Source organism: Deltaproteobacteria bacterium (assembly GCA_016709225.1).
Taxonomy (GTDB): Bacteria; Myxococcota_A; Polyangia; order Nannocystales; family Nannocystaceae; genus Xiheibacterium; species Xiheibacterium phototrophicum.
In genome coordinates this window covers 1,483,533-1,504,845 of record JADJEE010000012.1, presented here as the reverse complement: position 1 = coordinate 1,504,845, position 21,313 = coordinate 1,483,533, and the positions used below count along the sequence as shown (strand labels likewise).

The 21,313-nt window shown below is 71.4% G+C and carries 18 protein-coding genes; 7 read left to right on the top strand and 11 right to left on the bottom strand.

Annotation, left to right across the window (positions count from 1 at the left end; all coding sequences use genetic code 11):
- The first annotated feature begins 129 nt into the window (after positions 1 to 129).
- Together IPH07_31175 and IPH07_31170 are read left to right on the top strand one after the other, a co-directional pair.
- Entirely contained in the window at positions 130 to 546 is a 417-nt protein-coding gene (locus IPH07_31175) for a hypothetical protein (GenBank protein ID MBK6921901.1), read from the top strand.
- A 145-nt stretch (positions 547 to 691) separates the two neighbouring features.
- Positions 692 to 1,873 carry a hypothetical protein gene (locus tag IPH07_31170; GenBank protein ID MBK6921900.1) on the top strand — a complete coding sequence of 394 codons (1,182 nt, stop codon included), beginning with the start codon at positions 692 to 694 and terminating at the stop codon, positions 1,871 to 1,873.
- A 19-nt stretch (positions 1,874 to 1,892) separates the two neighbouring features.
- Here IPH07_31170 and IPH07_31165 read toward each other — a convergent pair whose 3' ends face one another.
- From IPH07_31165 to IPH07_31140, 6 genes are read right to left on the bottom strand one after another with little or no spacing between them, the layout of a single operon-like run.
- Complete coding sequence (locus IPH07_31165; protein ID MBK6921899.1) at positions 1,893 to 2,966, bottom strand: 23S rRNA (adenine(2503)-C(2))-methyltransferase RlmN; 1,074 nt, start codon at positions 2,964 to 2,966, stop codon at positions 1,893 to 1,895.
- Positions 2,967 to 3,020: 54 nt separating this feature from the next.
- Positions 3,021 to 3,797, bottom strand: a complete 777-nt coding sequence (pgl, locus tag IPH07_31160; protein ID MBK6921898.1) for a 6-phosphogluconolactonase — start codon at positions 3,795 to 3,797, stop codon at positions 3,021 to 3,023.
- Entirely contained in the window at positions 3,794 to 4,780 is a 987-nt protein-coding gene (gene glk / locus IPH07_31155; GenBank protein ID MBK6921897.1) for a glucokinase, read from the bottom strand. Before glk ends, pgl begins: the two co-directional genes overlap by 4 nt.
- Positions 4,777 to 6,300, bottom strand: coding sequence for a glucose-6-phosphate dehydrogenase (locus IPH07_31150; protein ID MBK6921896.1), 1,524 nt, complete (start codon positions 6,298 to 6,300; stop codon positions 4,777 to 4,779). Before IPH07_31150 ends, glk begins: the two co-directional genes overlap by 4 nt.
- On the bottom strand, positions 6,297 to 7,298 hold the full coding sequence (gnd, locus tag IPH07_31145; protein ID MBK6921895.1) for a decarboxylating 6-phosphogluconate dehydrogenase: 1,002 nt from the start codon (positions 7,296 to 7,298) through the stop codon (positions 6,297 to 6,299). The genes IPH07_31150 and gnd overlap by 4 nt, the downstream gene beginning before the upstream one ends.
- Positions 7,299 to 7,335: 37 nt before the next feature.
- The gene (locus IPH07_31140; protein ID MBK6921894.1) at positions 7,336 to 10,176 is read right to left on the bottom strand and encodes a bifunctional transaldolase/phosoglucose isomerase; all 2,841 of its coding nucleotides are present in this window, start codon (positions 10,174 to 10,176) and stop codon (positions 7,336 to 7,338) included.
- 282 nt (positions 10,177 to 10,458) lie between these two features.
- Between IPH07_31140 and IPH07_31135 the strand changes: the two genes are divergently transcribed.
- Complete coding sequence (locus IPH07_31135) at positions 10,459 to 10,983, top strand: DUF1993 domain-containing protein (GenBank protein ID MBK6921893.1); 525 nt, start codon at positions 10,459 to 10,461, stop codon at positions 10,981 to 10,983.
- Positions 10,984 to 11,016: 33 nt separating this feature from the next.
- On the opposite strand, the gene IPH07_31130 is transcribed toward IPH07_31135, so the two are convergent.
- Entirely contained in the window at positions 11,017 to 12,564 is a 1,548-nt protein-coding gene (locus IPH07_31130; GenBank protein MBK6921892.1) for a hypothetical protein, read from the bottom strand.
- Between the two features lie 291 nt (positions 12,565 to 12,855).
- On the opposite strand from IPH07_31130, the gene erpA reads away from it, so the two are divergent.
- Positions 12,856 to 13,263: an iron-sulfur cluster insertion protein ErpA gene (erpA, locus tag IPH07_31125; protein MBK6921891.1), complete on the top strand. Its 408-nt coding sequence runs from the start codon at positions 12,856 to 12,858 to the stop codon at positions 13,261 to 13,263.
- Positions 13,264 to 13,285: 22 nt separating this feature from the next.
- Here the strand turns inward: erpA and IPH07_31120 are convergent, their stop codons facing one another.
- Positions 13,286 to 14,617 carry a hypothetical protein gene (locus IPH07_31120; protein ID MBK6921890.1) on the bottom strand — a complete coding sequence of 444 codons (1,332 nt, stop codon included), beginning with the start codon at positions 14,615 to 14,617 and terminating at the stop codon, positions 13,286 to 13,288.
- Between the two features lie 110 nt (positions 14,618 to 14,727).
- Here IPH07_31120 and IPH07_31115 point away from each other — a divergent pair, with 110 nt between their 5' ends.
- The 3 genes from IPH07_31115 to queG are packed head-to-tail and all read left to right on the top strand — an operon-like array spanning position 14,728 to position 17,044.
- The gene (locus IPH07_31115) at positions 14,728 to 15,321 is read left to right on the top strand and encodes a CoA pyrophosphatase (protein MBK6921889.1); all 594 of its coding nucleotides are present in this window, start codon (positions 14,728 to 14,730) and stop codon (positions 15,319 to 15,321) included.
- On the top strand, positions 15,318 to 15,959 hold the full coding sequence (gene nth, locus IPH07_31110; protein ID MBK6921888.1) for an endonuclease III: 642 nt from the start codon (positions 15,318 to 15,320) through the stop codon (positions 15,957 to 15,959). The genes IPH07_31115 and nth overlap by 4 nt, the downstream gene beginning before the upstream one ends.
- Positions 15,956 to 17,044, top strand: a complete 1,089-nt coding sequence (queG, locus tag IPH07_31105; GenBank protein MBK6921887.1) for a tRNA epoxyqueuosine(34) reductase QueG — start codon at positions 15,956 to 15,958, stop codon at positions 17,042 to 17,044. The genes nth and queG overlap by 4 nt, the downstream gene beginning before the upstream one ends.
- A gap of 6 nt (positions 17,045 to 17,050) precedes the next feature.
- On the opposite strand, the gene IPH07_31100 is transcribed toward queG, so the two are convergent.
- From IPH07_31100 to IPH07_31090, 3 genes are read right to left on the bottom strand one after another with little or no spacing between them, the layout of a single operon-like run.
- On the bottom strand, positions 17,051 to 20,047 hold the full coding sequence (locus IPH07_31100; protein ID MBK6921886.1) for a serine/threonine protein kinase: 2,997 nt from the start codon (positions 20,045 to 20,047) through the stop codon (positions 17,051 to 17,053).
- A gap of 54 nt (positions 20,048 to 20,101) precedes the next feature.
- Positions 20,102 to 20,734, bottom strand: a complete 633-nt coding sequence (locus IPH07_31095; protein MBK6921885.1) for a hypothetical protein — start codon at positions 20,732 to 20,734, stop codon at positions 20,102 to 20,104.
- Positions 20,722 to 21,282 (bottom strand): RNA polymerase sigma factor, encoded by a 561-nt coding sequence (locus IPH07_31090; GenBank protein ID MBK6921884.1) that lies wholly within the window; start codon positions 21,280 to 21,282, stop codon positions 20,722 to 20,724. The genes IPH07_31095 and IPH07_31090 overlap by 13 nt, the downstream gene beginning before the upstream one ends.
- Positions 21,283 to 21,313 lie beyond the last annotated feature (31 nt).

Here is a 21,313-nt window from a genome sequence, read left to right as displayed (position 1 = left end):
GGCAACCCGCGACGGCGAGCAAGGCGAGGACACACAGGGCGCGAGGTCGGCACGACACGGCCCTCGACGGTACTGCGCACCGGCGCCGATCCGCCACCTCGGTGGTGCGCGTGCTAGCCTGTTCAAGGCATGGCACGCGCGACACCCGAGGTCATCGCTGCGCTCCGCACGACCGCGACACGATTGCAGGCGGGCGCGCCCTACCAGTGGGGCCACGCCGGCATGTGCAACTGCGGACACCTCGCGCAGACGGTCACGCAGCTGCCCAAGGCCGAGATCCATCGTGAGGTCGCAGGCGAGTGGAGTGAGTACCTCGAGGATCGGTGCCCGCTCACCGGCGAGCGCATCGATGATCTCGCGGCAGCGATGGAACGCTTCGGGTTCTCGCCGGCCGAGCTCGTCGATCTCGAGCGGCTGTCCGACCCCGTGGTGCTGCGCGCGCTACCCGGCGGTCACCGCTGGCTCGATCACAACCAGCGCGAAGATGTCGTGGTCTACCTGCAGGCCTGGGCCGACGTGCTCGAGTCGCAGCGGCGCTCCGCGTGAGCGCTCGCGCGCGTCGTGAACGCGAGCTGGACCACGCAATGTACGGCCGCGAGGCCATCGCAACCCGCCGGCGCCGCAGCTTGCCCGCGGCTGTCGCAGTTTGTCCGCGGCTGTCGCAGTAGGGGTCGAGATGATGACGATCCCGATGTCTTGCCTCCGCCGCTCGACTGCCCTGCTCGTGGGGCTCGCCGCCTGCGCTGCCGATCCCGACCCCGACGCGACCGGCACGGGTACCGAGGCCTCGAGCACCATGGGCACCAGCGCGACCGGGGCGAGTACCACGATGTCGAGCTCCGCCAGCGCGTCGAGCTCCGCGAGCGCGACCAGCGATGATCCGACCGCCGACAGCACCGGCGTCACCGATGCGACCACCGCGACCGACGACACCGGCACGCCGACCGGCACGTGTGGCAACGCCGACGGACAGCTGCTGCGGCCGGACATGCCGTGGAACACGGACATCAGTGCCGCGGCCGTCGCCGCCGACTCGGTCGCGGTGATCGACTACCTGCAGGCCAACGTCGACTCCGACGCTCGGTTCCAGATCGACTTCTCCATTCCGATCCTCACCGCCGACGCCTCCACCTCGAAGATGTCGTTCACGCCGAATGAAGACTACTTCGACCCCGATTGCGATCCCGCGGCGATTCCGGTGCCCGATGGCGGACACATCGAGGGCGAGCAGGGCTACACCTGCGACGGCGGCGGCGATTGCCACCTCATCGTGATCAACTGGGACGAGTGCCGGCTCTACGAACAGTGGCGTGCGGGGTTCGGTCCCGAGGGCGGTGGCTGCCTCGCGGTGTGGGAGCTCGATCGCGCGTACGACGAGACCCTGCGCGGTGACTATTGCTCGAGCGCCGACGCAGCGGGGCTGCCGATCGCGGGGCTGCTCTTCACCGCCGACGAGATCGCAGCCGGCGAGATCCGCCACGCGATCCGTTTCATCCTGCCCAACGACAACATCCGCGCCGACGAGTACGTGCGACCCGGTACCCACTCCACGCCCCCGACCGCCGGCCCCGGCGACGCGCCGCCGTACTCGGCGCGCCTACGATTGCGCGCCGACGTCGACATCTCGGGCTTGAATCCTGCGGCGCAGGTCGTCGCGACCGCGATGAAGACCTACGGCATCGTGCTCGCCGACGGCGGCAACATCACCTTCACGGCGGCATCCGACGACTTCACGACCTCGACATGGGACGGCGTCGGCCTCGGGCCACACGATCTCAAGGCGCTGCAGTGGGATGACTTCGAGGTCATCGACGCCGGTCCGACCATCGCGTGGAGCGAGGGCTCCTGCGAGCGCACGCCGATCGCCGACTGACGCAGCGCCGCTTGGGGCGTTAGCGGGCGCCGAGGTCGTTGGCGCCTCGGCGCGTGCGGATCGACGCGGTCGCCAGCTGCCCGCATGCGCCTGCGACATCGGGCCCCCGCGACTTGCGAACCGTCGCCAGGCAGCCCTGGGCGCGCAGCCGCGCGACGAACTCGGCCGTGCGCGGCGCACTCGGTCGCGTGAAGCTGGCGCCGTCGAACGCGTTCCACGGGATCACGTTGAGGTTGTGGCGCAGGCCCGCGGCGAAGCCCGCCAGTCGGTCGGCATCGTCGTCGTCGTCGTTGTCCCCGGCGAGCAACACGTACTCCAGCGTGAGCTTCTCGTGGGAGCGCAGCGGAAAGCGTGCGAGCGCCGCGCGCAGATCCTCGAGGCTGTTGCTGCGGGCGATCGGCATCAAGCGGCCGCGTTGCGCGTCTGTGGTCGCGTTCAGCGACAGTGCCAGCGCCGGCCGCACGCGGGCCTGCGCCAGCGCATCGATGCCGGCGACGAGGCCCGAGGTCGACACCGTGATCCGCATCGGCGACAGCCCCAGCCCCGCGGGCTCGCACAAGATCTCGATCGCGCGCAGCACCGCCGCGAGGTTGTGCAGCGGCTCGCCCATGCCCATGAACACCAGCGACACGCGCTGCGGATCTTCGGGCCCCAGCGCGAGCAACGTCGCCAGCACCTGGCCGACGATCTCGCCGGCGTCGAGGTTGCGCACCAGCCCCATCGCGGCGGTGCGGCAGAACCCGCAGCCCATCGCGCAGCCGACCTGACTCGAGATGCACAGCGTCACCCGCGGATTGCGGACCGCACGGGGCATGTGCACCGCCTCGACCTGCGCGCCGTCGTGCAGGCGCAGCAGCAGCTTGGTCGCACCGTCGTCGGAGTGCTTGGCATCGACGATCTCCGGCAGCGCGAGATCGATCTCCTGCGCCACGAACGACCGCAGCGCGCGACCCAGGCTCGGCGCCGCGAGTCCCTCGCCATCCCGCGGCCACCGCGTGACGCGATGCAGCGCACCGAGCAGGTGCACCGGCGAGCCCGGTGGCCGCATGGCCACGAGGTCGGCGAGGGTGAGGTCAGCGAAGGCGCGCGGCATCGAACGAGCTCGACTCGCCGCGAAGGGTAGCAGCGAAAATCACTCGACGCGGCGTCACCCCATGCCCGCCGCGGCCGCCTCGTCCAGCCACCACACCACCGGTCGCGCCGTGCGAACCCCCTGCACCGGCCAGCGGGCGGCATCCCGCGTGGCGCCGAGCACGTCCTTCAGGATCGCGGCCTTGCGGGCACCGACCGCGAAGATCCACGCCCGACGCGAGTGGCACAGCGTGGGGATCGTCATGGTCAACCGCGTGGTCGCGAGCTTGGCGACCGGGTTCTCGACGACGATGCGGTCGCGGATCGCGAGCGCGGGCGTGCCGGGGAACAGCGAGGCGGTGTGGCCGTCTTCGCCGACGCCGAGCAGGGTGAGATCGAAGGCGGGGAAACCACCGGCGGGGAGCTGGCACGCGCGGCGGATCTCGGCCTCGTAGTCGATCGCGGCGCGGGCGGGATCCTGCTCGCCCTTCATGCGGTGCACGGTGGCGGCCCGCGCCGGCGCGGTGCCCAGCATCGCCGCGTGGGCCATGCGGTAGTTGCTCTGCGGATCGTCGGGGCCGACGCAGCGCTCGTCGCCGAACCACACGTGGGTGCGGGCCCACGGCAGCGAGAGGTCGCCACCGGCGATGCGTCGGTAGAGATCCTCCGGGGTGCTGCCGCCGGCGAGCACCCAGTCGAAGCGGCCCTGCTCGTCGACGCAGTCGCTGGCGATCATCGCCAGCTCGCGGGCGGCGTAGTCGACCAGCGCCTCGGCGTCGGCGAACACCACCACCAGCGCGCCGCTGCGCTGCAGCACGCGCGTGGGCGCACGGTGCTCGGAGGCCGCGCTCACGCGTTGGCCTGGCCGCGCGTCGCCGCGTAGCTGGCCGAGCCCCACAGGCCGGCGTGATCATCGAGCACGAGGTACACCGGCATGTCCTCGAGCAACGCACGCATGCGGCCCTTGGCGAGGAATCGCTCGACGAACGGCGAGTCGGCGAACGCGTCGGCGAGCTTCGGTGCGATGCCGCCGCCGACGTACACACCACCGATGGCGAGGAACTTGAGCGCGAGGTTGCCGGCCTCGGCGCCGTACAGGCCGAGGAATCGCTGCAGCGCCTCGGCGGCGATCGGGTCGGCACCGTCGCGGGCGTTGTGCGAGATCTTGCCGGGGAGCTCGACCGCGGCGCACTGCGCCCACGCGGGCAACGGCACGCCGGCGCGCTCGCGCAGGAATCCATAGATCGCGGCGAGCCCGGGCCCGCTCACCACGCGCTCCCAGCTGACGTGGCCGTGCTGCTTCTGCAGGTGATGCAGCAGCTCGACCTCGAGGTCGTCGGCAGGTGCGAAGTCGGTGTGGCCGCCCTCGGTCGCGAACGGTCGGCGACGGGTGCCGTCCCACGCGAGCCCGGCTTCGCCGAGGCCGGTGCCGGCGGCGATGAGCGCCGCGTTGCCGTTGGGGATCGCGGTGCCGGGCTTGATCACGCGCACGGCCCCGGGGTCGAGCACGGACAGCCCGTAGGCGTTGGCCTCGAGGTCGTTGAGCAGCCACACGCTGTCGAGCCCGAGCTCGCGCTCGATCGCGTCGGCATCGACCAACCACGGCAAGTTCGTGAGCTTGGCTCGCCGGCCTCGCACGGGGCCGGGCAGGCCGAAGCACGCCGAGACCACCTGCACGCCGCGCGTCGAGAGGAACGCGCGCACCACCTCCGACAGCGACGGGAATCCCGTCGAAGGCACGATCGACTCGGCGATCACGCTCACGCGCGTGCCGATCACGTCGCAGATCGCGAGTCGCGAGTTGGTGCCACCGATATCGCCAGCCAAGACCTTCATCGATCGTTCCTCCATGCCCGGCCGGTGCGGGTCAACAGCTCGTCGGCATCCTCCGGCCCCCAGCTGCCGGCAGCGTAGTTGGGGAAGTGCCGGGTCGGGAGTGCCTTCCACACGTCGAGCACCGGCTGCACGATGCGCCACGCCGCGTCGACGCCGTCGGCGCGGTGGAACAGCGTCGGGTCGCCGCACATGCAGTCGTAGACCAGCGTCTCGTAGCCGGTCGCCGGGGTCGCGCCGAAGCGATCGGCATAGTCGAAGTGCATGCGCACCTCGTCCATCTTCATCACCGGGCCGGGCACCTTGGCCTGGAAGCCCAGCGAGATGCCCTCATCGGGCTGCAGGTGGAGCACCATGGTGTTGGGCGGCACGTGCTCGACTCGGGTGCCGCGGAACAGCGACAGCGGCGCGCGCTTGAACTGGATCGCGATCTCGGTGGTGCGCGAGGGCATGCGCTTGCCGGTGCGCAGGTAGAACGGCACGTCGGCCCAGCGCCAGTTGTCGACGTACAGCTCGAGCGCGACGAAGGTCTCGGTCTTCGACTGCGGCGAGACATTGGTCTCTTCGCGGTAGCCCACGACCTCCTTGCCACCCACGATGCCCGGGCCGTACTGCCCGCGCACCGATCGCGTGAGCACCTGCTCGGGCTCGAGCAGCTGGATCGCACGCAGGACCTTGGTCTTCTCGTCGCGCACGGGGTCGGCGTGGAATGAGGTCGGCGGCTCCATCGCGACCAGCGCGAGCAGCTGCAGCATGTGGTTCTGGACCATGTCGCGCAGCGTCCCGGCCTCTTCGAAGTAGCCGGCGCGGTTGCCGATGCCGACCGTCTCGGCGACGGTGATCTGCACGTGATCGACGAACTGGCGGTTCCACACCGGCTCGAAGATGCCGTTGGCGAACCGCATCAACAGGATGTTCTGCACCGTCTCCTTACCGAGGTAGTGATCGATGCGGTAGATCTGGTGCTCCTGTAGATCCGACAGCAGCTCGTGGTTGAGCGCGCGGGCGGAGTCGCGGTCGGTGCCGAACGGCTTCTCGACGATGACGCGCCGCCAGTGCTGGCCGTCCTCGCGGGTCAGCCCGCTGTTGCCGAGGTGGTGCACGATGGTCGAGAAGTACGACGGCGGCGTCGCGAGGTAGAAGAGGTAGTTGCCGCCGGTCGAGCGCTCGGCGTCGACCTCACGCAGCCGGTGGGACAGCCGGTCGAACGCGTGGGCGTCGTCGAAGGTGCCCGTGTGGCTGTAGATGCGCTGCTCGATCCACTTCCACAGCTCTTCGTCGATCTTTCCGGTCGCGAACTCGCGGAACTCCGCCCGCATCTGCGCGCGCAGCTCCTCGTCGCTGGTCTCCTTGCGGGCGATCGCGACGATGGCGAACTCGTCGCGCAGGAGCTTCTGCTCGCGCAGGTTGTACAGCGCGGGGATGAGCTTGCGCTTGGTGAGGTCACCGGTTGCGCCGAAGATCACGAACACGCACGGCGGCGCCGGCTCGCCGCGACGGATCGAGGTGGTGGGTTCGTTCATCGCGGGGTCTCCTTGGCGGGCGCGGCCTTGGGCGGCTCGACGTGGCCACCGAATTTCTCGCGCATGGCCGAGAGCATCTTCTCGGCGAAGGTGTGCTCCTGGCGCGAGCGGAAGCGGGCGAACAGCGAGGCCGCGAGCACGTCGGCGGGCACCGCCTGCTCGATCGCCGCCTCGATGGTCCAGCGACCCTCGCCCGAGTCCTGCACGAAGCCGCTGTAGCGCGACAGCGCGGGATCCTCGACCAGTGCCTGCGCGGTGAGATCGAGCAGCCACGAGCTGACCACGCTGCCACGGCGCCAGACCTCGGCGATGCCCGGCAGATCGAGCTCGAGCCTGCGGCCCTCGGGCAGGCTCTCGTCGGCGGCGTGCCGCATGATGTCGAAGCCCTCGGCGTAGGCCTGCATGAGGCCGTACTCGATGCCGTTGTGGACCATCTTCACGAAGTGGCCGGCGCCGGCGCGGCCACAGTGCAGGAAGCCGCGCTCGGCCGCGATCGGCTCGCCCTCGCGCCCGGGCGTGCGGGGGATGTCGCCGATGCCGGGCGCCAGCGTCTCGAAGATCGGCGTGAGCCGGGTGACGACCGCAGGGCTGCCGCCGACCATCAGGCAGTAGCCGCGCTCGAGCCCCCACACGCCGCCCGAGGTGCCGACGTCGACGTAGTCGATGCCGCGGGGCGTGAGCGCTGCGGCGCGGCGCAGGTCGTCCTTGAAGTACGAGTTGCCGCCATCGATCACGCAGTCACCGGGTGAGAGCACGTCGGCGACGCCCATCACGGTCGCCTCGGTGAACTTCTCCGGCACCATGATCCACGCCGCACGCGGGGCCGCGAGCTTGCTCGCGAGGTCCGCCAGCGAAGCAGCCCCGGTTGCACCCTCGGCGACCAGCGCAGCCACGGCGGCCGGATTCACGTCGTAGACCACGCACGTGTGGCCGGCCCGCATCAGTCGACGCACCATGTTGGCGCCCATGCGCCCGAGTCCGATCATTCCGAGTTGCATGTGGAGATCCTCGCGTGGGTCTGCGTGAACGCTGGGGTCAGAGGACGCGCTCGATCACGTCAGCGACGCGCTCGAGATCGGCGGTGGTGTCGGGGCCGAGGTGCACGCGGAGCACCCGACGGCCGCGCTCGGCGAGCACCGCGAAGTCGCCGCGGGCCTGCGCGGCGGCGATGATGCCGAAGCCGTAGCGGCTGTCCGGAACCGGCAGCTCGCGCGCCGGCTCGGCGGTGATCTGCAGGAACACGCCGGTGTTGGGCCCGCCCTTGTAGGCCTGTCCGGTCGAGTGCAGGAAGCGCGGGCCGAAGCCGACGCAGGTCGCCGCGTGGGTCTTGGCGCGCACCGCATGGCGGATGCGCTGCAGCACGCGCGCGTGCCGGTCGTTCATGTCGAGGTAGGCCAGCAGCCCGAAGTAGTCGCCGGTGCCGATGCGCGCCAGGTGGGCCCGCAGTGCGTCCTCGAGCGTGCGCGGAGAGCCGAGCGCGAGCGTGTTGGTCGCGTCGGTGAACACCGCGATCGAACCGCTGTTGCACAGCGGCGACTCCGCCGGCAGCTTGCCCTCGCGCTCGTAGGCGGCGGTCATGGCCTTGGTCGCGATCTTGCTGGCCTCGACGTCGGGTTGGTCGAAGGGGTTGCGCCCGATGACCGCGCCGGCGACCGCGGTCGCGATCTCCCAGCGGTAGAACTCCTGCGGCAGCGCGTCGATGTCGGCGAGCTCGATCCGCACGACCGGTTGACCGGCGGCGACCAGCGCATCGACGGCGCGATCCTGGCTGGCATCCGGGGTCGAGCGCAGCCGCAGGTAGGCGAACACGCGATCGTTGCCGTAGTTCGAGGGCGGTGCGATCTGCTCGCCGTCGACCGGGATGACGGCCTTGCCGTCCTTGCCGAGCGACTCGGCGACCAGCTGCTCGAGCCACGCGCCGACGCTCGCGATCGCGGGCGAGGCCAGGATCGTGAGCTTGTCGCGGCCGGTGTTCGCGGCCACGCCCAGCACCACGCCGAGTGCGACGCCGGGGTTGTCGGCTGCGTGGGCGCTGTTGCGGCAGGCCTCGACCATCGGCGCGACCTCGCCGAGCACGCGCTCCGGCGACAGGCCCATCAGTGCCGCGGGCACCATGCCGAAGTCCGACAGCGCCGAGTAGCGACCGCCGACCGACGGCACGCCCGCGAAGATGCGACGGAAGCCATCGGCCTTGGCCTGCGCCTCGAGCTTGGAGCCCGGATCGGTGATGGCCACGAAGTGCGCGCCCGCGTCACCGCCCTGCGCGGCCTTGGCCTGCGCCCAGAAGTGATCGAGAAAGACCTTGGGCTCGAGCGTGCTGCCCGACTTGCTCGCGACCACGAACAGCGTCTTGGCGAGGTCGAGGTCGGCGCCGGTGCGCTCGACCTGTGCGGGCACGGTCGAGTCGAGGATGACGAGCTTGGGCGCGCCCTTGGCGACGCGGGCGCCGTAGGTCTTGGCGAGCACGTCGGGGCACAGGCTCGAGCCGCCCATGCCCAGCAGCACCACCTTGGTGATGCCCGCGGCGGTGATCTCCTTGGCGAAGGCTGCCAGCTCGCCGGCCCGCGGGCGCTGCTGCGCGACCAGGTCGAGCCAGCCCATCCACTTGGCCTCGTCGCCGCCGGTCCACAGCGACGCGTCGCGATCGAACAGCCGCGCGGTGGCGCCGTCGCGATCCCACGCGGCCATGCGGGCGGCAACCGCCTCTGCGAGCGCGGTCGGCAGCGCCAGCTCGAGGCGATCGAGTCGCGGGCCCTGGGCCGCGCGCTGCTTGTCGGCGACGGTCGCGAGCAGGCCGTCCATCGCGTCGCGGAACAGCTCCAGTCCGCGCTCGAGCAGCAGCTGCGTGACGTCGTCGAAGTCGACGCCGACGGTCGCCAACGTCGTCATCACGCGTCGGGCCTCGTCGACGCCGGCGCGCAGCGTGGGCGCAACCTTGCCGTGGTCGCGGAACGCATCGATGGTCGCCGGCGGCGCGGTGTTGACGGTGTCGGGTCCGATGAGCTCGTCGATGTAGAGCGTGTCGGGGTAGGCCTTGTTCTTGGTGCCGGTCGAGGCCCACAGCATGCGCTGCGGCCGGGCGCCCTTGGCCGCCAGCGCCCGCCAGCGCTCGCTGGCGATCATCGGCTCGTAGATGTCGGCGTAGACGACCTTCGCGTTCGCGACCGCGACCTTGCCGCGTAGCGAGGCGATCGCGGTGGCATCGGCCCCGGGCTGCTTGGCCAGGCGGTCGAGTCGTGCGTCGACCTCGCTGTCGATGCGGCTGATGAAGAAGCTCGCCACGCTGGCGATGCGGCCGATGTCCTGGCGCATCGCGACGCGGCGCTCGAGCGCGCGCACGTGGCACTCGAGGATCTCGGCGTAGGCCTTGGCCGCGAAGATCAGCGTGACGTTGACGTTGATGCCCTCGAACAACAGCTGCTCGATCGCCAGGCAGCCCTCGGGCGTGCCCGGGACCTTGATCATCAGGTTCGGCCGCGCGACCGTGCGCCACAACCGGCGCGCCTCTTCGAGGGTGCCCTCGGTGTCGTTGGCGAGGCTCGGCGAGACCTCGAGGCTGATGAAGCCGTCGGCGCCTTCGGTGTCGTCGTAGACCGGACGCAGCACGTCCGCGGCCTCGCGGATGTCGTCGATCGCCAAGCTCTCGTAGACCGACTTGGTGTCGCGTTCGGGGTCGCCCACGAGCTGTTGCAGGACGTCGGCGTAGTCGTCGCTGCCGCCGATGGCCTGCTGGAAGATTGCAGGGTTGGAGGTCATGCCGCGCAGGCCGTCGTCACCCACCATCTTCAGGAGTTCGCCGCTGCGGGTCATGCCGCGGCGGATGTAGTCGAGCCAGATGGACTGTCCCTGGGCGGCGAGGGCGACGAGCGGATTCATGGGGGCCTCCGGCCGAGCGAAGCGCTCGGGCACGGGGAGGTTATGCCGCCGGGTTGGCCGCCTCAACCTGCGAGGGCGCCCGGGGCGGTAACATTCGTCGCGCGCCGTGTCGCTCTCGGCGCTCGAGCGGTCGCCAACCGGCGGCCGACGACCAGCGGCGTCGCGCCCGATCCGAAGCGCGCCAACCGACCCTGCTCGGGCTCCCCTCGGCCCGCGTGACCGGGGCGGTCGGACCGCCCGACGCGAGACGCCGCGACGCACCCACGAGCAGGAGACCACGACATGCAAGGCTTCGATCAGTTCACTGCCCACACGATCGCCCAGTTCGGCAAGATGCTGCGCAACCTCGACACCTGGCTCGGCAAGGGCGTCGAGCTCGCGACCGCGAAGAAGTTCGATCCCGACGTGTTGCTGGGTCTGCGCCTGGTGCCGGACCAGTTCGCGCTGGTGCGGCAGGTGCAGAGCGCATGCGATACTGCCAAGCTGGCGGCCGCGCGCATGGCCGGCAAGGACGCGCCCAAGCACGAAGACAACGAGACCACGCTCGCGCAGATCCGCGAGCGCATCGCGTCGGTGCTGGGCTACCTCGAGGGCTTCAACGACGCCGACTTCAAGGGCGCCGAGGAGCGCCGCATCAGCCTGCCGTGGATGCAGGGCAAGTGGACCCCGTCGGCCTCGTACTTCGGCGAGTTCGCGGTGCCCAACTTCTACTTCCACATCAACATGGCGTACGCGATCCTGCGGGCCAACGGCGTCGACCTGGGCAAGATCAGCTACATCGGCTCACTGCCGATGAACGACCCCTGAACGCGGCGTCGGTGCACGACGAGGGCGAGCGGCCTACTTGACGCCCTTGCCCTCGTTCTCCTTGGCCTTGATGCGCTTGAGCACGGCCTCGGCGTCCTCGATGACGGCGTCCTCCTCGGTCTTCTTCTCGGAGCCCATCTTGTCGAGGTTGACGTCGACGCTCTCGAAGCGCGCGAGCATCTGGTAGAGCCCGAGGCGGCTGCCGGGTGCGGGGCCTTCGACGTCCTTGTCGTCGTCCTTGGCGGGCACGTGGATCTCGCCGCGTGCGCCATCGATGACGCACTGGTGGGCGGTCTTGAGCACGGCCTCTTCGTTGCCGTTGGCGGGCAGGTCGGCCAGGAACGGAAACTTGGACTTGTAGTGGGTGATGAAGGTGTCGAGCGCCGCCCCCGAGCCGCAGCGGGCGAACAGTGGGTCGTACTTGTCCGGCACCACCGCGGTCTTGGAGTCGATGACGTTGTCGGCGTCGCGGACCGCGAAGTCGCTGCCGGCGGTCGACAGCATCGCGAAGTCGGTGAGCAGCTGCGCGTAGATGATCGAGCGCAGGAACGCCTTCTTGAGCGCCACACCCGCCAGCTTCTTCGAGAACACGAAGGTCAGCTCGTTGTAGCCGCCGCCGAGGTCCTCGCGGTGCACGCCGAAGCCGAGGTCGGCATCGATCTTCACGCCCTTGGCCTTGGCCGGCACCTTCGCCGAGCCCTCGACCGCCCAGATCGAGTGGGTCTCGTTGAGGTACTCCTCGCGATCCTTCAGCTCGCGCAGGTCGGTGAGCTTGGTGATGAGCTCCTCGTTCGCGCGGATCTCCTTGGCCCAGCCGAGGAACGGCGTGTCCATCGACTGCTCCCACGTGAGCGCCGGCGGCTCCTCCTGCCCGAGCTCCTGCTTGATCTGGCGCAGCACGCTGCGGAACGGCTGGTCGCCGGCGACGACCCGGCGGGCATACAGCCGCACCTTCATCCAGTCCTCCCAGATGGCAGCCTTGTCGTCGACGAAGTGCTTGCGCATCGCTTCGACCGGCGCCTTCACATCGGCCGGCAGCGCCTCGATCGCGGCCGCGGCCTCGGGGCTGTTGAAGAACTGCAGCAGCTTCAGCTGCCCGTACATGCGGAGGATCTGCTCCTTTTGATCCTCGCCGTAGCCACGGAACACGCGGTGGATGAGATCCGCGTAGTCGCGACGCGCATCGCTGCGGAACGCCCACGCGTCGGCCTCGGCGGTGCCCGTCACGATCGCGCGGATCTTCTGCTCCTCGGTGAGACCACCCGCGAGCTTCACCACCGAGGCGACGCCGGCCTGGATCTCGTAGTTGTAGGTGCCGTCGGAGGCGGCCTCGGTCTCGGTGACCGGCGGCACGTTCTGCAGGGTGTAGATCTTCTGCAGGACCGGCATCAGCTTCTCGCGCGTCGGGTGCGGCGGCACCTCGGCGGCGACGAGCTCGTTGGTCTTCGGCTCGCCCTTTTGCAGGTCCATCTGCCGCGCGAGTTCCTTCTCGCGGCTGTCGTCACACCCGGCGACGGCGTTGCCGAGCAGCGGCAGGAGGACGAGCACGGTGGCAGTGCGGGCGGGGCGCTTGCGTTGCATCCGGGGGGCTCCACGTCATGGCGCGCGCACGTGCGCGTCGGCGCGTGTGCACGAACCAGGGCTGGTGAGGGATCTCAGGGCGTCACGGTAGGAAAACGACCATGGGCTGTCAAACACGCGATGGCGAGGTGTCGGGCCGCGCGCGACTCGTCGCGACCCTCGCTCGAGCGACCCTCGCGTGTGCCATCGGGGCGCACGTGCGTGGCTTGACCCGGCCTTCGATCCGGCGCATGTTACGTAACGTCAGCCTGCGGGCGAAAGCCGCACGTGGGCCACGAGGAACGCTGTCCCATGAGCATGGAAACCACGACCGAGCCCACCGATACGCAGCCCACCGTGACCCCCGACAGCGGTGCCACGGCCGACGCCGCCGCGGGGCTCATCTTGACGGAGCTCGCCGCCGAGAAGGTCCGTGAGTTCCGCGAGCAGGACAAGGTCGAGCCCAACTACGCCCTGCGCGTGAAGGTGATGGGCGGCGGCTGCTCGGGTTTCCAATACGATCTCTACTTCGACACCAAGGCCGACGGCGACTACGAGTTCGAGAGCCACGGTGTGCAGCTCATCTCCGATCAGATGAGCTTCATGTACCTGATGGGCACCGTGATCGACTACGTCGACAGCCTGCAGGGGCCGGGGTTCAAGTTCCAGAACCCGAACTCCACCGGCTCGTGCGGCTGCGGCTCGTCGTTCTCGGTGTGATGCGCAGCGGATCGGGCGCGCTTCACAGCCCGACGCGCACGCCGAAGTCGCGACACGCGTTGCGGGTGCGCTTGCGCCTCTCGCCATCGAGCAGCTTGAAGCTGCTCTTGGCGGCCTCGTCGAGCTTCATCTTGCACGCCGCGAGGGTCGCGAGCTCGTTGCCCTCGCCCGAGGGCTGCTTGTAGCGGCTCTTGTTGGCGTACTTGTACGTGTCCTTCGCGTTGCCGGCCTTCCACGCGGCGCGGGCACGCTCGAGCGCCTCGGCAGCGTCGAGCCCGGCGTCGCTGCTGCGCTCGCCGGCGCCCGCGGCCGAGTCGGCGCCCTTGGACTTGCTCGGCCGGTTCGTCGCCGTGGTCGCAGTGGCGGTGGTGCCCGCCTGCGCGACGGTGTCGGTGCGGCCGTCGTCGGTGGGCGCGGCAGCGCCTGCGTCGTCGGCCGCGGCGGCGTCGGTCTGCGCTGCATCGGCCGCGGCGGCGTCCTTGGTGTCGCCGGCTGCTGCTGCGTCGGTCTGCGCTGCGTCGGCCGCGGCGGCGTCCTTGGTGTCGTCGGCCTGCGCGGCCGCGTTGCCGTCGCGCGCGGCGTCGCCGTTGCCGTCGCGCGCTGCGTCGGCACCACCGTTCGCAGCGCCACCGTTCGCAGCGCCACCGCTCGCAGCGCCACCGTTCGCAGCGCCACCGTTCGCAGCGCCACCGTTCGCAGCGCCACCGTCGCGGGCGGTGCCATCGTTCGCGCTGCGATCGAGTGTTGCGCCGCCGGCCGGACCAGCGCCCGCGAGCGCCTGACGCGAGGCGTCCGGTGTCGCGGTGCTCGGCCCTGCGCTGCAGCGGGCGATGATCACGGCCAGGCACGCGGCCGCCAGCACGCCGCCGATGGCCCAACGGCTGATCGCGTTCGGCGTGGTCGTCGGTGGATCGACCGCGCGCTCGGTCGCGCCACCGCGGACGGTGACCCCGTGCTGCGGCGGGTGCTTCGGCGCCGTCGCGTGCACGGTGGCGCCCGACACCACCGCTGCGCTCGCGGGCGCTGCGATGGGCCCAGCGGCGTCGGCGGATGTCGGTGCTGCGCTCGGGCTCGACGCCTCCGACCCTTGCACGAGACTCGCGAGCGCCGCGGCCTCCAGCGCGGCGTCGTCGTCGTCGGGCGCGGGGTCCTGCGCCGCCGCGTCGGTCGGCGCGGGCTTGTTGGCGGACGCCGCAGGCTCGTCGATCAACCACTCGTCGGGCAGCTCGAGCACGGCCTTGGGCAGGTCGGCCGCAGCGGCGGCGACGGCGGGTGGCACGACGCGCGGCGCCGAGGCATCGTCGCTCGGGCTCGCGCCGCGACCGACCTGGGGTGGGGGCGGGAGTTTGGCCATGGTGCTCCGGGCTGCCTGCTCCGACCGACCGTGGCCGGTGCGTTCCAAGCGTACGCCCAGCCCATGGTACTCGTGCAGCACCTGCGAGCGCACGGTTTCGAGCCACACTCGTGACGCGAATGCACGCCAGCTTTCCCTTCGATCTCGGCGCGAGGCTCGAGCGCAGCGATGCGCCGCTGCCCGACCCCGGCCGCCTGCGGCACGCCGCCGTGCTCGCGATCCTGCAGCCGGTGGCCGAGGCCGCGCCGAAGGTGGTGTTGATCGAGCGCGCGGGGTCGCTGCGCGCCCACGCCGGTCAGCTCGCGTTCCCGGGCGGCAAGCCCGAGAGCGTCGATGCCACCTTGGTCGACACGGCGCTGCGCGAGGCCGAGGAGGAGGTCGGACTGCCGCGCACGCACGCGCAGGTGATCGGTCGCCTCGACTCGGTGCCGACGCCGACCGGCTTTCTCATCACGCCGTTCGTCGCGTGGGCGCGCGAGGGCTGGGAGCCGGTCGCGTGCAGCCCCGAGGTCCACCGCATCCTGACGCCCGACTTCGATCTGTTGCGCGACCCCGCAATCCATCGCCTCACCGGTCGCGGCGTGTGGGAGGGCATCCACTACGAGATGCACGAGTTCGCAATCCACGATCCACCGCTGTGGGGAGCGACCGCCCGCATGATGTGGGATCTGCTCGGCCGCATCCGGGGCGAGGCTGCACCATGACGACCATCGACGATGCCACGCTGCGCCGCCAGCTCGGTCGATTGCAGCGGATGCTGCCCGACGCGACCTGTGCCCTGCACCATCGCAACGCCTGGGAGCTGCTGGTCGCGACCATCTTGTCGGCGCAGTGCACCGACAAGCTCGTCAACGAGGTCACGCCCGGGCTGTTCGCCGAGCACCCCACACCGGCATCGCTGGCGACCGCCGAGCAGGCCGCGATCGAGCGGCTGGTCGGGCGTGTGACCTTCTTTCGCAACAAGTCCAAGTTCATCATCGCGACCGCTCGCGCGATCGTCGAGCTCCACGGCGGCGAGGTGCCACGTGAGCTCGACGCGCTGGTGAAGCTCCCCGGGGTCGCGCGCAAGACCGCCAACGTCGTGCTCGGCACCGCGTATGGCATCGCCTCGGGCGTGGTGGTCGACACCCACGTCGAGCGCGTCGCCACGCGGCTCGGCTTCGTGGACGTCGAGGGGCCGGTTGCGATCGAGCAGATGCTGATGGCGCGGGTGCCCAAGAAGCGCTGGGTGCTGCTCGCCCACCAGCTGATCCTGCACGGGCGACAGACCTGCAGCGCGCGCAAGCCCAAGTGCGACGGGTGCCCGCTGGCGCCCGATTGTCCGGCCTCGGAGGTCGGTTGAGCGCGGCCGCGCCGCTGCTCACCCCCGAGCTGCTGACGCGGCTGTCGAGTGCCGCGGCGGCGGCGGGTCTGCTGCGTCTGGGCGTCGTGCGCCTCGATCATCCCGGTTTCGATCACGCCAGGGCCGCGCTGGCGCGGTTCCTGGCCGAGGCACGCGAGGGTGAGATGGAGTTCCTGCGGCGCACGCAGGCGGTCCGCTGCGATCCGACGCAGATGCTGCCCGAGGCGCGCTCGCTGCTGGTGGCGGCGGTGCCCTACCGCGGCGTCGCGGGACCGATCGCGCGCTACGCCCAGGCCGCCGACTACCACACGCTCGTGCACGGTCGGCTCGAGCATGTGACCGAGGCGCTGGCGCAGGCGCTACCGCAGGCGCGGGCGTTGATCTGCGTCGACACCAGGCCGGTGCTCGAGCGCGCCGCGGCTGCGCTGGCCGGGCTGGGCTTCCTCGGCAAGCACGGCTGCGTGATCGTGCCGGGGCTCGGCAGCTTCGTCCTGCTGGGCGCGATCCTCACGGACGCGCGCTGGGCCGGGGAGGACGCGGTCGCCAGCGATGCGGCCACGCTCGCGCGGCTGCGCTGGGATCAGTGCGGCGCGTGCACGCGGTGCCTCGACGCCTGTCCGACCGCCGCGTTGGTGGCCCCCGGCGAGCTCGACGCGCGGCGCTGCATCTCGTACCTCACGATCGAGCACCGCGGTGCGATCGACGAGCCGCTTGCGTCGGCGATCGGCGAGCGGTTGTTCGGCTGCGACGTGTGCCAAGAGGTTTGCCCCTACAACGCCGCACCCGATCGCGAGTCACGGGTGCCGAGCGTCGCGTGGCTCGAGCCGCCGCCGGGGCCACCGCGGACGACCGATCCGTGGCGGCTGGTCGCGATCGGGAGCGCAACCTGGCGCGCGTGGGCCAAGCACACCCCGCTGCGTCGCGCGTCGATTCGCGCGATGCGGCGCAACGCGCTGGTCGTGCTGGGCAACCGCGACCAGCCGATCACGTCCGAGCAGCGCGCCGTGCTCGACGCACTCAGTTGCGACGACGATCCCCACATCGCCGCGGCCGCACGTCGCGTCGCGTCGCGTCGGCCGCACTGAGGGCGCTCAAGGCATTTCCCAGCGCGGAGCACGGCCGGCGGCGATCGCTTCGCTGGCCGCGAGCGCGATGGCGAGGTATCCGTCGTGGTCGGCGCGGCGCGCCGCGACGGTGGCGCGCTCGAGCGCCGCGCCGGCCTCGTCGCGGCGGTGCAGCTCGAGCAGCGCACGCGCGTGCTGCAGCTCGAGCTCGGCCTCGAGCTCGGGGTCGTGGATCGCGAGCGCCTCGCCCAACGCGAGCTCGATCACCGCGATCGCGTCGGCGAAGCGCGACATCGCCAGCAGCACCCCGGCCTCGTAGCCGCGGGCGATCGGCACGTCGTTGGGCAAGGCCGAGGGGATGCGCTGGTAGAACGCGACCTGCTGGCGCGCCGACGCCAAGGCCTCGTCGAGTCGCCCGAGCTTCTGCAGGGCCTCGGTACGGCCCTCGATCCCCGCGCCGGCGGCACGCAGATCCGGATCGAGCTTCGTCGCCAGGGCCTGTACGCGATCGAACTGCGCCAGCGCGTCCTCGAAACGGCCCTGCGTGATCCACACGCGGCCGACGCCGATCATCGGCAGCACCAGGTCTGGGTGGGTGTCACCGTAGAGCTCGTGCAGCATGGTGAGCGCGCGCTCGAAGTGGGCGAGTGCCGCATCGAGGACACCGCGCTCGTAGTACGCGTCGCCGAGGTTGATGAGGCAGCTGGAGATCTCGAGCCGGTCACCCGCGCGCTCGAAGATCTCGAGCGCGCGTAGGTGCAGCGCGAGCGCCTCGTCGCGGTGGTGGGCGCGATCGTGGGCCAGCGCGAGGTTGATGAGCGCCGCGCCCACGTCGGTCGAGTCCGGGCCGAATGCGGCTGCGAACGCCGCCCGAACCGACTCGAGCTGCGCGATCGCGTAGTCGTGATCGCCCATCGTGTCGGCGACCGCTGCCAGGGCCCCGCGCGTCCGCGTCGCGAGCGGGTGATCGCCGCCCAAGGTCGCGGTGATGTCGGCCAGCACGCGCTCGTAGTGGGCCCGCGCGCCGGCGAGGTCGCCGGCGTCGTGGTGGAGCTTGCCGACGTTGGATCCGATGCTGAAGGCCAACACGCGCTCGTCGTCGCGGTCGGCGATGCGCGCGAGCGCGGCGTCGAACTCGGCCTGTGCTTGCTCGGCGTGGCCGAAGGTCGAGTAGGCCGCGCCGGTGACGTTGCCGAGGCGTGCCGCGAGGCGGGGCGGCGAGCCAGCGCGGCGCAGCGTGGCGTGGGCCAGCGCCGACCAGCGCATGGCCTCGTCGAAGTCGCGGTCGCGCTCGCTGGCAATCCACACCAGGCCGGCCGCGGCATCGGTGGCGACCTCGTCCAGCGCGAGCCCGAGCGCGCCGTAGACCGATTCTTGGTAGGCCGCGCGGGCCTCGGCGACGTGCCCGAGCGCCTCGAGTACGTCGCCGTCGACCTGCAGCATCTCCGCGATCGCCGGCTCGTAGGCGAGCGCGCGCGCGGTCGCGAGTGTGGTGTCGGCGAGCGCGAGCGCGTCGAGGTTGCGCCCGGCATTGTGCGCGACACGGATGCGCTCGACGTCGCTAAGGACTGCGCGGACGGCCTCGCGCAGCGCGGCGTCGTCGGGCAATGCGACCGCCGAGGCCATCGCGGTGGTGTCGGCACACGAGTCGAGGTCGCGCAGACGCTCGACCACGAGGACGGCGCGGTCGATCACGTCGTCCTCGCCGGCGCGCACCAGCTCCACCGCGGCCGCGAGGCCGTCACGGCGCGTCGCCAGACACGCCATGCGTTGATCGAGCAGGGTCGACGACTGCTCGCCACGCACCCGGGTGGCCTCGCAGGCGTCGCGGTGCCCGGCGATCCATCGCGCGGCATAGTCGTCGAGCACGGTGCGGGCACGCTCCCATGACGGCCGCGCCCACGGGCGTGTGCTGGCGGCGAATGCAACGGCGGTGGCCTCGCGTGCAGCGTCATCCCAGATCCCGTCGAGCTGGGACTCGGCGCCGCCGCAGGGGCCCTCGCGCGCGGCCATCAATGCGGCTCCGGCCACGACGCCCGCGGCGGTCGCGGTCGCGAATGCGATGCGACGGCGACGGCGACCGCGGTCGCGACGCAGCGCGGACGCCAGCGCCGCCATCGAGGGGAAGCGCGCGGCGGGATCTGGGCTCAGCGCGCGCGCGAGGATCACGAACAGCCACCGCGGCACGTTCGAGCCGGGTGGCGGCGAGCGGGGCGGGTGCTGCTTGGCAGCGGCGAGTCGGCGGACCTCCTGCGAGAACGGCCGCTTGCCGTAGAGCGCCTCCCACAGTGAGACGGCGAACGCGTACTGATCGGCGGCGGGGCCGACCTCGGCCCCGGCGTGCTGCTCGGGGGCCATGTACGCCGGCGTGCCGACCACACGACCCTCGGCGGTCAGCGAGTCGACCGCGATGTCGACCAGCTCGTCGTCGTGGGGCTCGGCGTCGTCGAGCGAGGGGGTATCGCTCAGCGAGCGCTCGCCGTCGAGGCTACGACGGGCGATGCCGAAGTCGCCGATGCGCGCGCGGCCGTCGTCACCGACCAGCACGTTGGCGGGCTTGAAGTCGCGGTGCACGATGCCGGCCTCGTGCACCGCCGCGAGGCCCTCGGCGAGCGGCACGAACAGCGCGACGACCTCGCGCCACGCCCGCGTCTGCTCCCGCAACCACCGCTGCAGGTCGATGCCCTCGACCAGCTCCATCGCGACGTAGATCTGCGACTCGTGGAGGTCGACCTCGTAGACCGCGACGATGTTGGGATGCGCCAGCCGGGCGAGCGCGCGGGCCTCCGCGACCAGGCGGGCTCGCGCGCGCTCGTCACGGGGCCCGTGGCTCGGGCGGATGAGCTTGATCGCGACCGTGCGCTCGAGCCGGGTGTCGAACGCCCGCAGCACCACGCCCATCGCACCCTCGCCGAGGGTGTCGATCACGACGTAGCGACCCATGCGCGCGCCGGGCAGCGGCGTCGGTGCACCGGCGTCGTTGCCGTGCTGGGTCTCGTCGGATGCCGCCTGAGGCCGGGACACCGCTGGTACCTCGCTGGCGGTCATCGTAGCGCAGGCCGGGCCCGAAGCCGGTGATCAAGGTCGCGCACAGCTGGCGCGGACGCGGCTCGCGTGTTCCGAGGCCGCGTGCGCGGTCAGGAACGTACGTGCTTCCACGCGGGCATCGTCGACGCGGCCGAGCTCGCACAGCGCGAGCACCCGCAGGGCCATGCGTCGCTCGGGCTCGACCAGCGCGGCGACCACCGCGTGCCGCTCGAGCAGCGCGAGCGCCTCGGCGCCTTGGTCGGCGGCGAGCGCCGACTCGGCGCGCTCGAGCAGGGCGTCGTCGGCGGCGGCACGCACCGGCGCGGCGCCGGCCGTGCTCGGGCGCGGCGGCGTCGCCGGGATCTGTGGCGGGGTCGCATCGATCGCCGGCCGCGGTGCGGCAGGCGTCGGCGAGGTCGATGGTCGCAGCGCGATGGCAATCGACGACGCCACGATGATGGCGATGCCGACCCCGATCGCCGGCCACCAATTCCGCGGGGCGCGGTTCTCGACGGGCTCGTGCAGCGGTGCCGCTTCGGGGGCATCGTCGGACGCGATCGAACGCTCACCGGTGAGCCGTGCGACCACCGTGCCCCAGCTGCCGTCCTCGGCGCCCGGGGGCGGCTGGTCCTCGTCCATCGCGCGCGCGATGAACCCGCGCGCCTCCTCGCTCAGCTCGTCCATGGCGCCTCACCGTGTTGGGCCCGCCACGCCGCGAGTGCAGCCTCGAACGCGCGCCGGGCCAGTCGCAGGCGCGAGTAGACGGTGTTGAGCTTGGTGTTCGTGAGCTCGGCGATCTCGGGCGCGCTCATGTGCACGATGTCGGCCATCACGAACACGCTGCGTTGATCGTCGTCGAGGCCGTCGAGCAGCTCGTCCAGGATCTGCGCGACCTGCCGCCGCTGCACCCGCTGCTCGGGCTCGGTCGGCGGACGTGCGGCCGAGGCCAGGGCCTCGCGACGCGCTCGCGCGGCCGCGCTGCGCCGCGCGTCGCGGACGACGCGGTACGCGATGCCGAACAGCCAGGTCGTGATCGCCGAGCGGCCCTCGAACTCCGACAGTCGGCGGTGCACCACCACGAAGACCTCCTGCACGAGGTCGTCGATCTCGGCCATCGGGACCCCGAGGCGACGGACGCTGCGCCACACGAACGCATGGTGCTGGCGATAGAGCGCCTCGAACTGCGGGTCGTCGACCGCGAGCGAGGCGCGAGCTGGTGGGCGTGGGCTCAAGCTTGCGCGCGATCGTGGCGTCGACCTGCGC

Bases quoted from the DNA above. Each gene is read 5' to 3' on its own strand.
- IPH07_31175 (MBK6921901.1), top strand. From the start codon at position 130: ATGGCACGCGCGACACCCGAGGTCATCGCTGCGCTCCGCACGACCGCG.
- IPH07_31170 (MBK6921900.1), top strand. From the start codon at position 692: ATGTCTTGCCTCCGCCGCTCGACTGCCCTGCTCGTGGGGCTCGCCGCC.
- IPH07_31165 (MBK6921899.1), bottom strand. From the start codon at position 2,966: ATGCCGCGCGCCTTCGCTGACCTCACCCTCGCCGACCTCGTGGCCATG.
- glk (MBK6921897.1), bottom strand. From the start codon at position 4,780: ATGAAGGTCTTGGCTGGCGATATCGGTGGCACCAACTCGCGACTCGCG.
- IPH07_31150 (MBK6921896.1), bottom strand. From the start codon at position 6,300: ATGAACGAACCCACCACCTCGATCCGTCGCGGCGAGCCGGCGCCGCCG.
- gnd (MBK6921895.1), bottom strand. From the start codon at position 7,298: ATGCAACTCGGAATGATCGGACTCGGGCGCATGGGCGCCAACATGGTG.
- IPH07_31140 (MBK6921894.1), bottom strand. From the start codon at position 10,176: ATGAATCCGCTCGTCGCCCTCGCCGCCCAGGGACAGTCCATCTGGCTC.
- IPH07_31135 (MBK6921893.1), top strand. From the start codon at position 10,459: ATGCAAGGCTTCGATCAGTTCACTGCCCACACGATCGCCCAGTTCGGC.
- IPH07_31130 (MBK6921892.1), bottom strand. From the start codon at position 12,564: ATGCAACGCAAGCGCCCCGCCCGCACTGCCACCGTGCTCGTCCTCCTG.
- erpA (MBK6921891.1), top strand. From the start codon at position 12,856: ATGAGCATGGAAACCACGACCGAGCCCACCGATACGCAGCCCACCGTG.
- IPH07_31120 (MBK6921890.1), bottom strand. From the start codon at position 14,617: ATGGCCAAACTCCCGCCCCCACCCCAGGTCGGTCGCGGCGCGAGCCCG.
- nth (MBK6921888.1), top strand. From the start codon at position 15,318: ATGACGACCATCGACGATGCCACGCTGCGCCGCCAGCTCGGTCGATTG.
- IPH07_31095 (MBK6921885.1), bottom strand. From the start codon at position 20,734: ATGGACGAGCTGAGCGAGGAGGCGCGCGGGTTCATCGCGCGCGCGATG.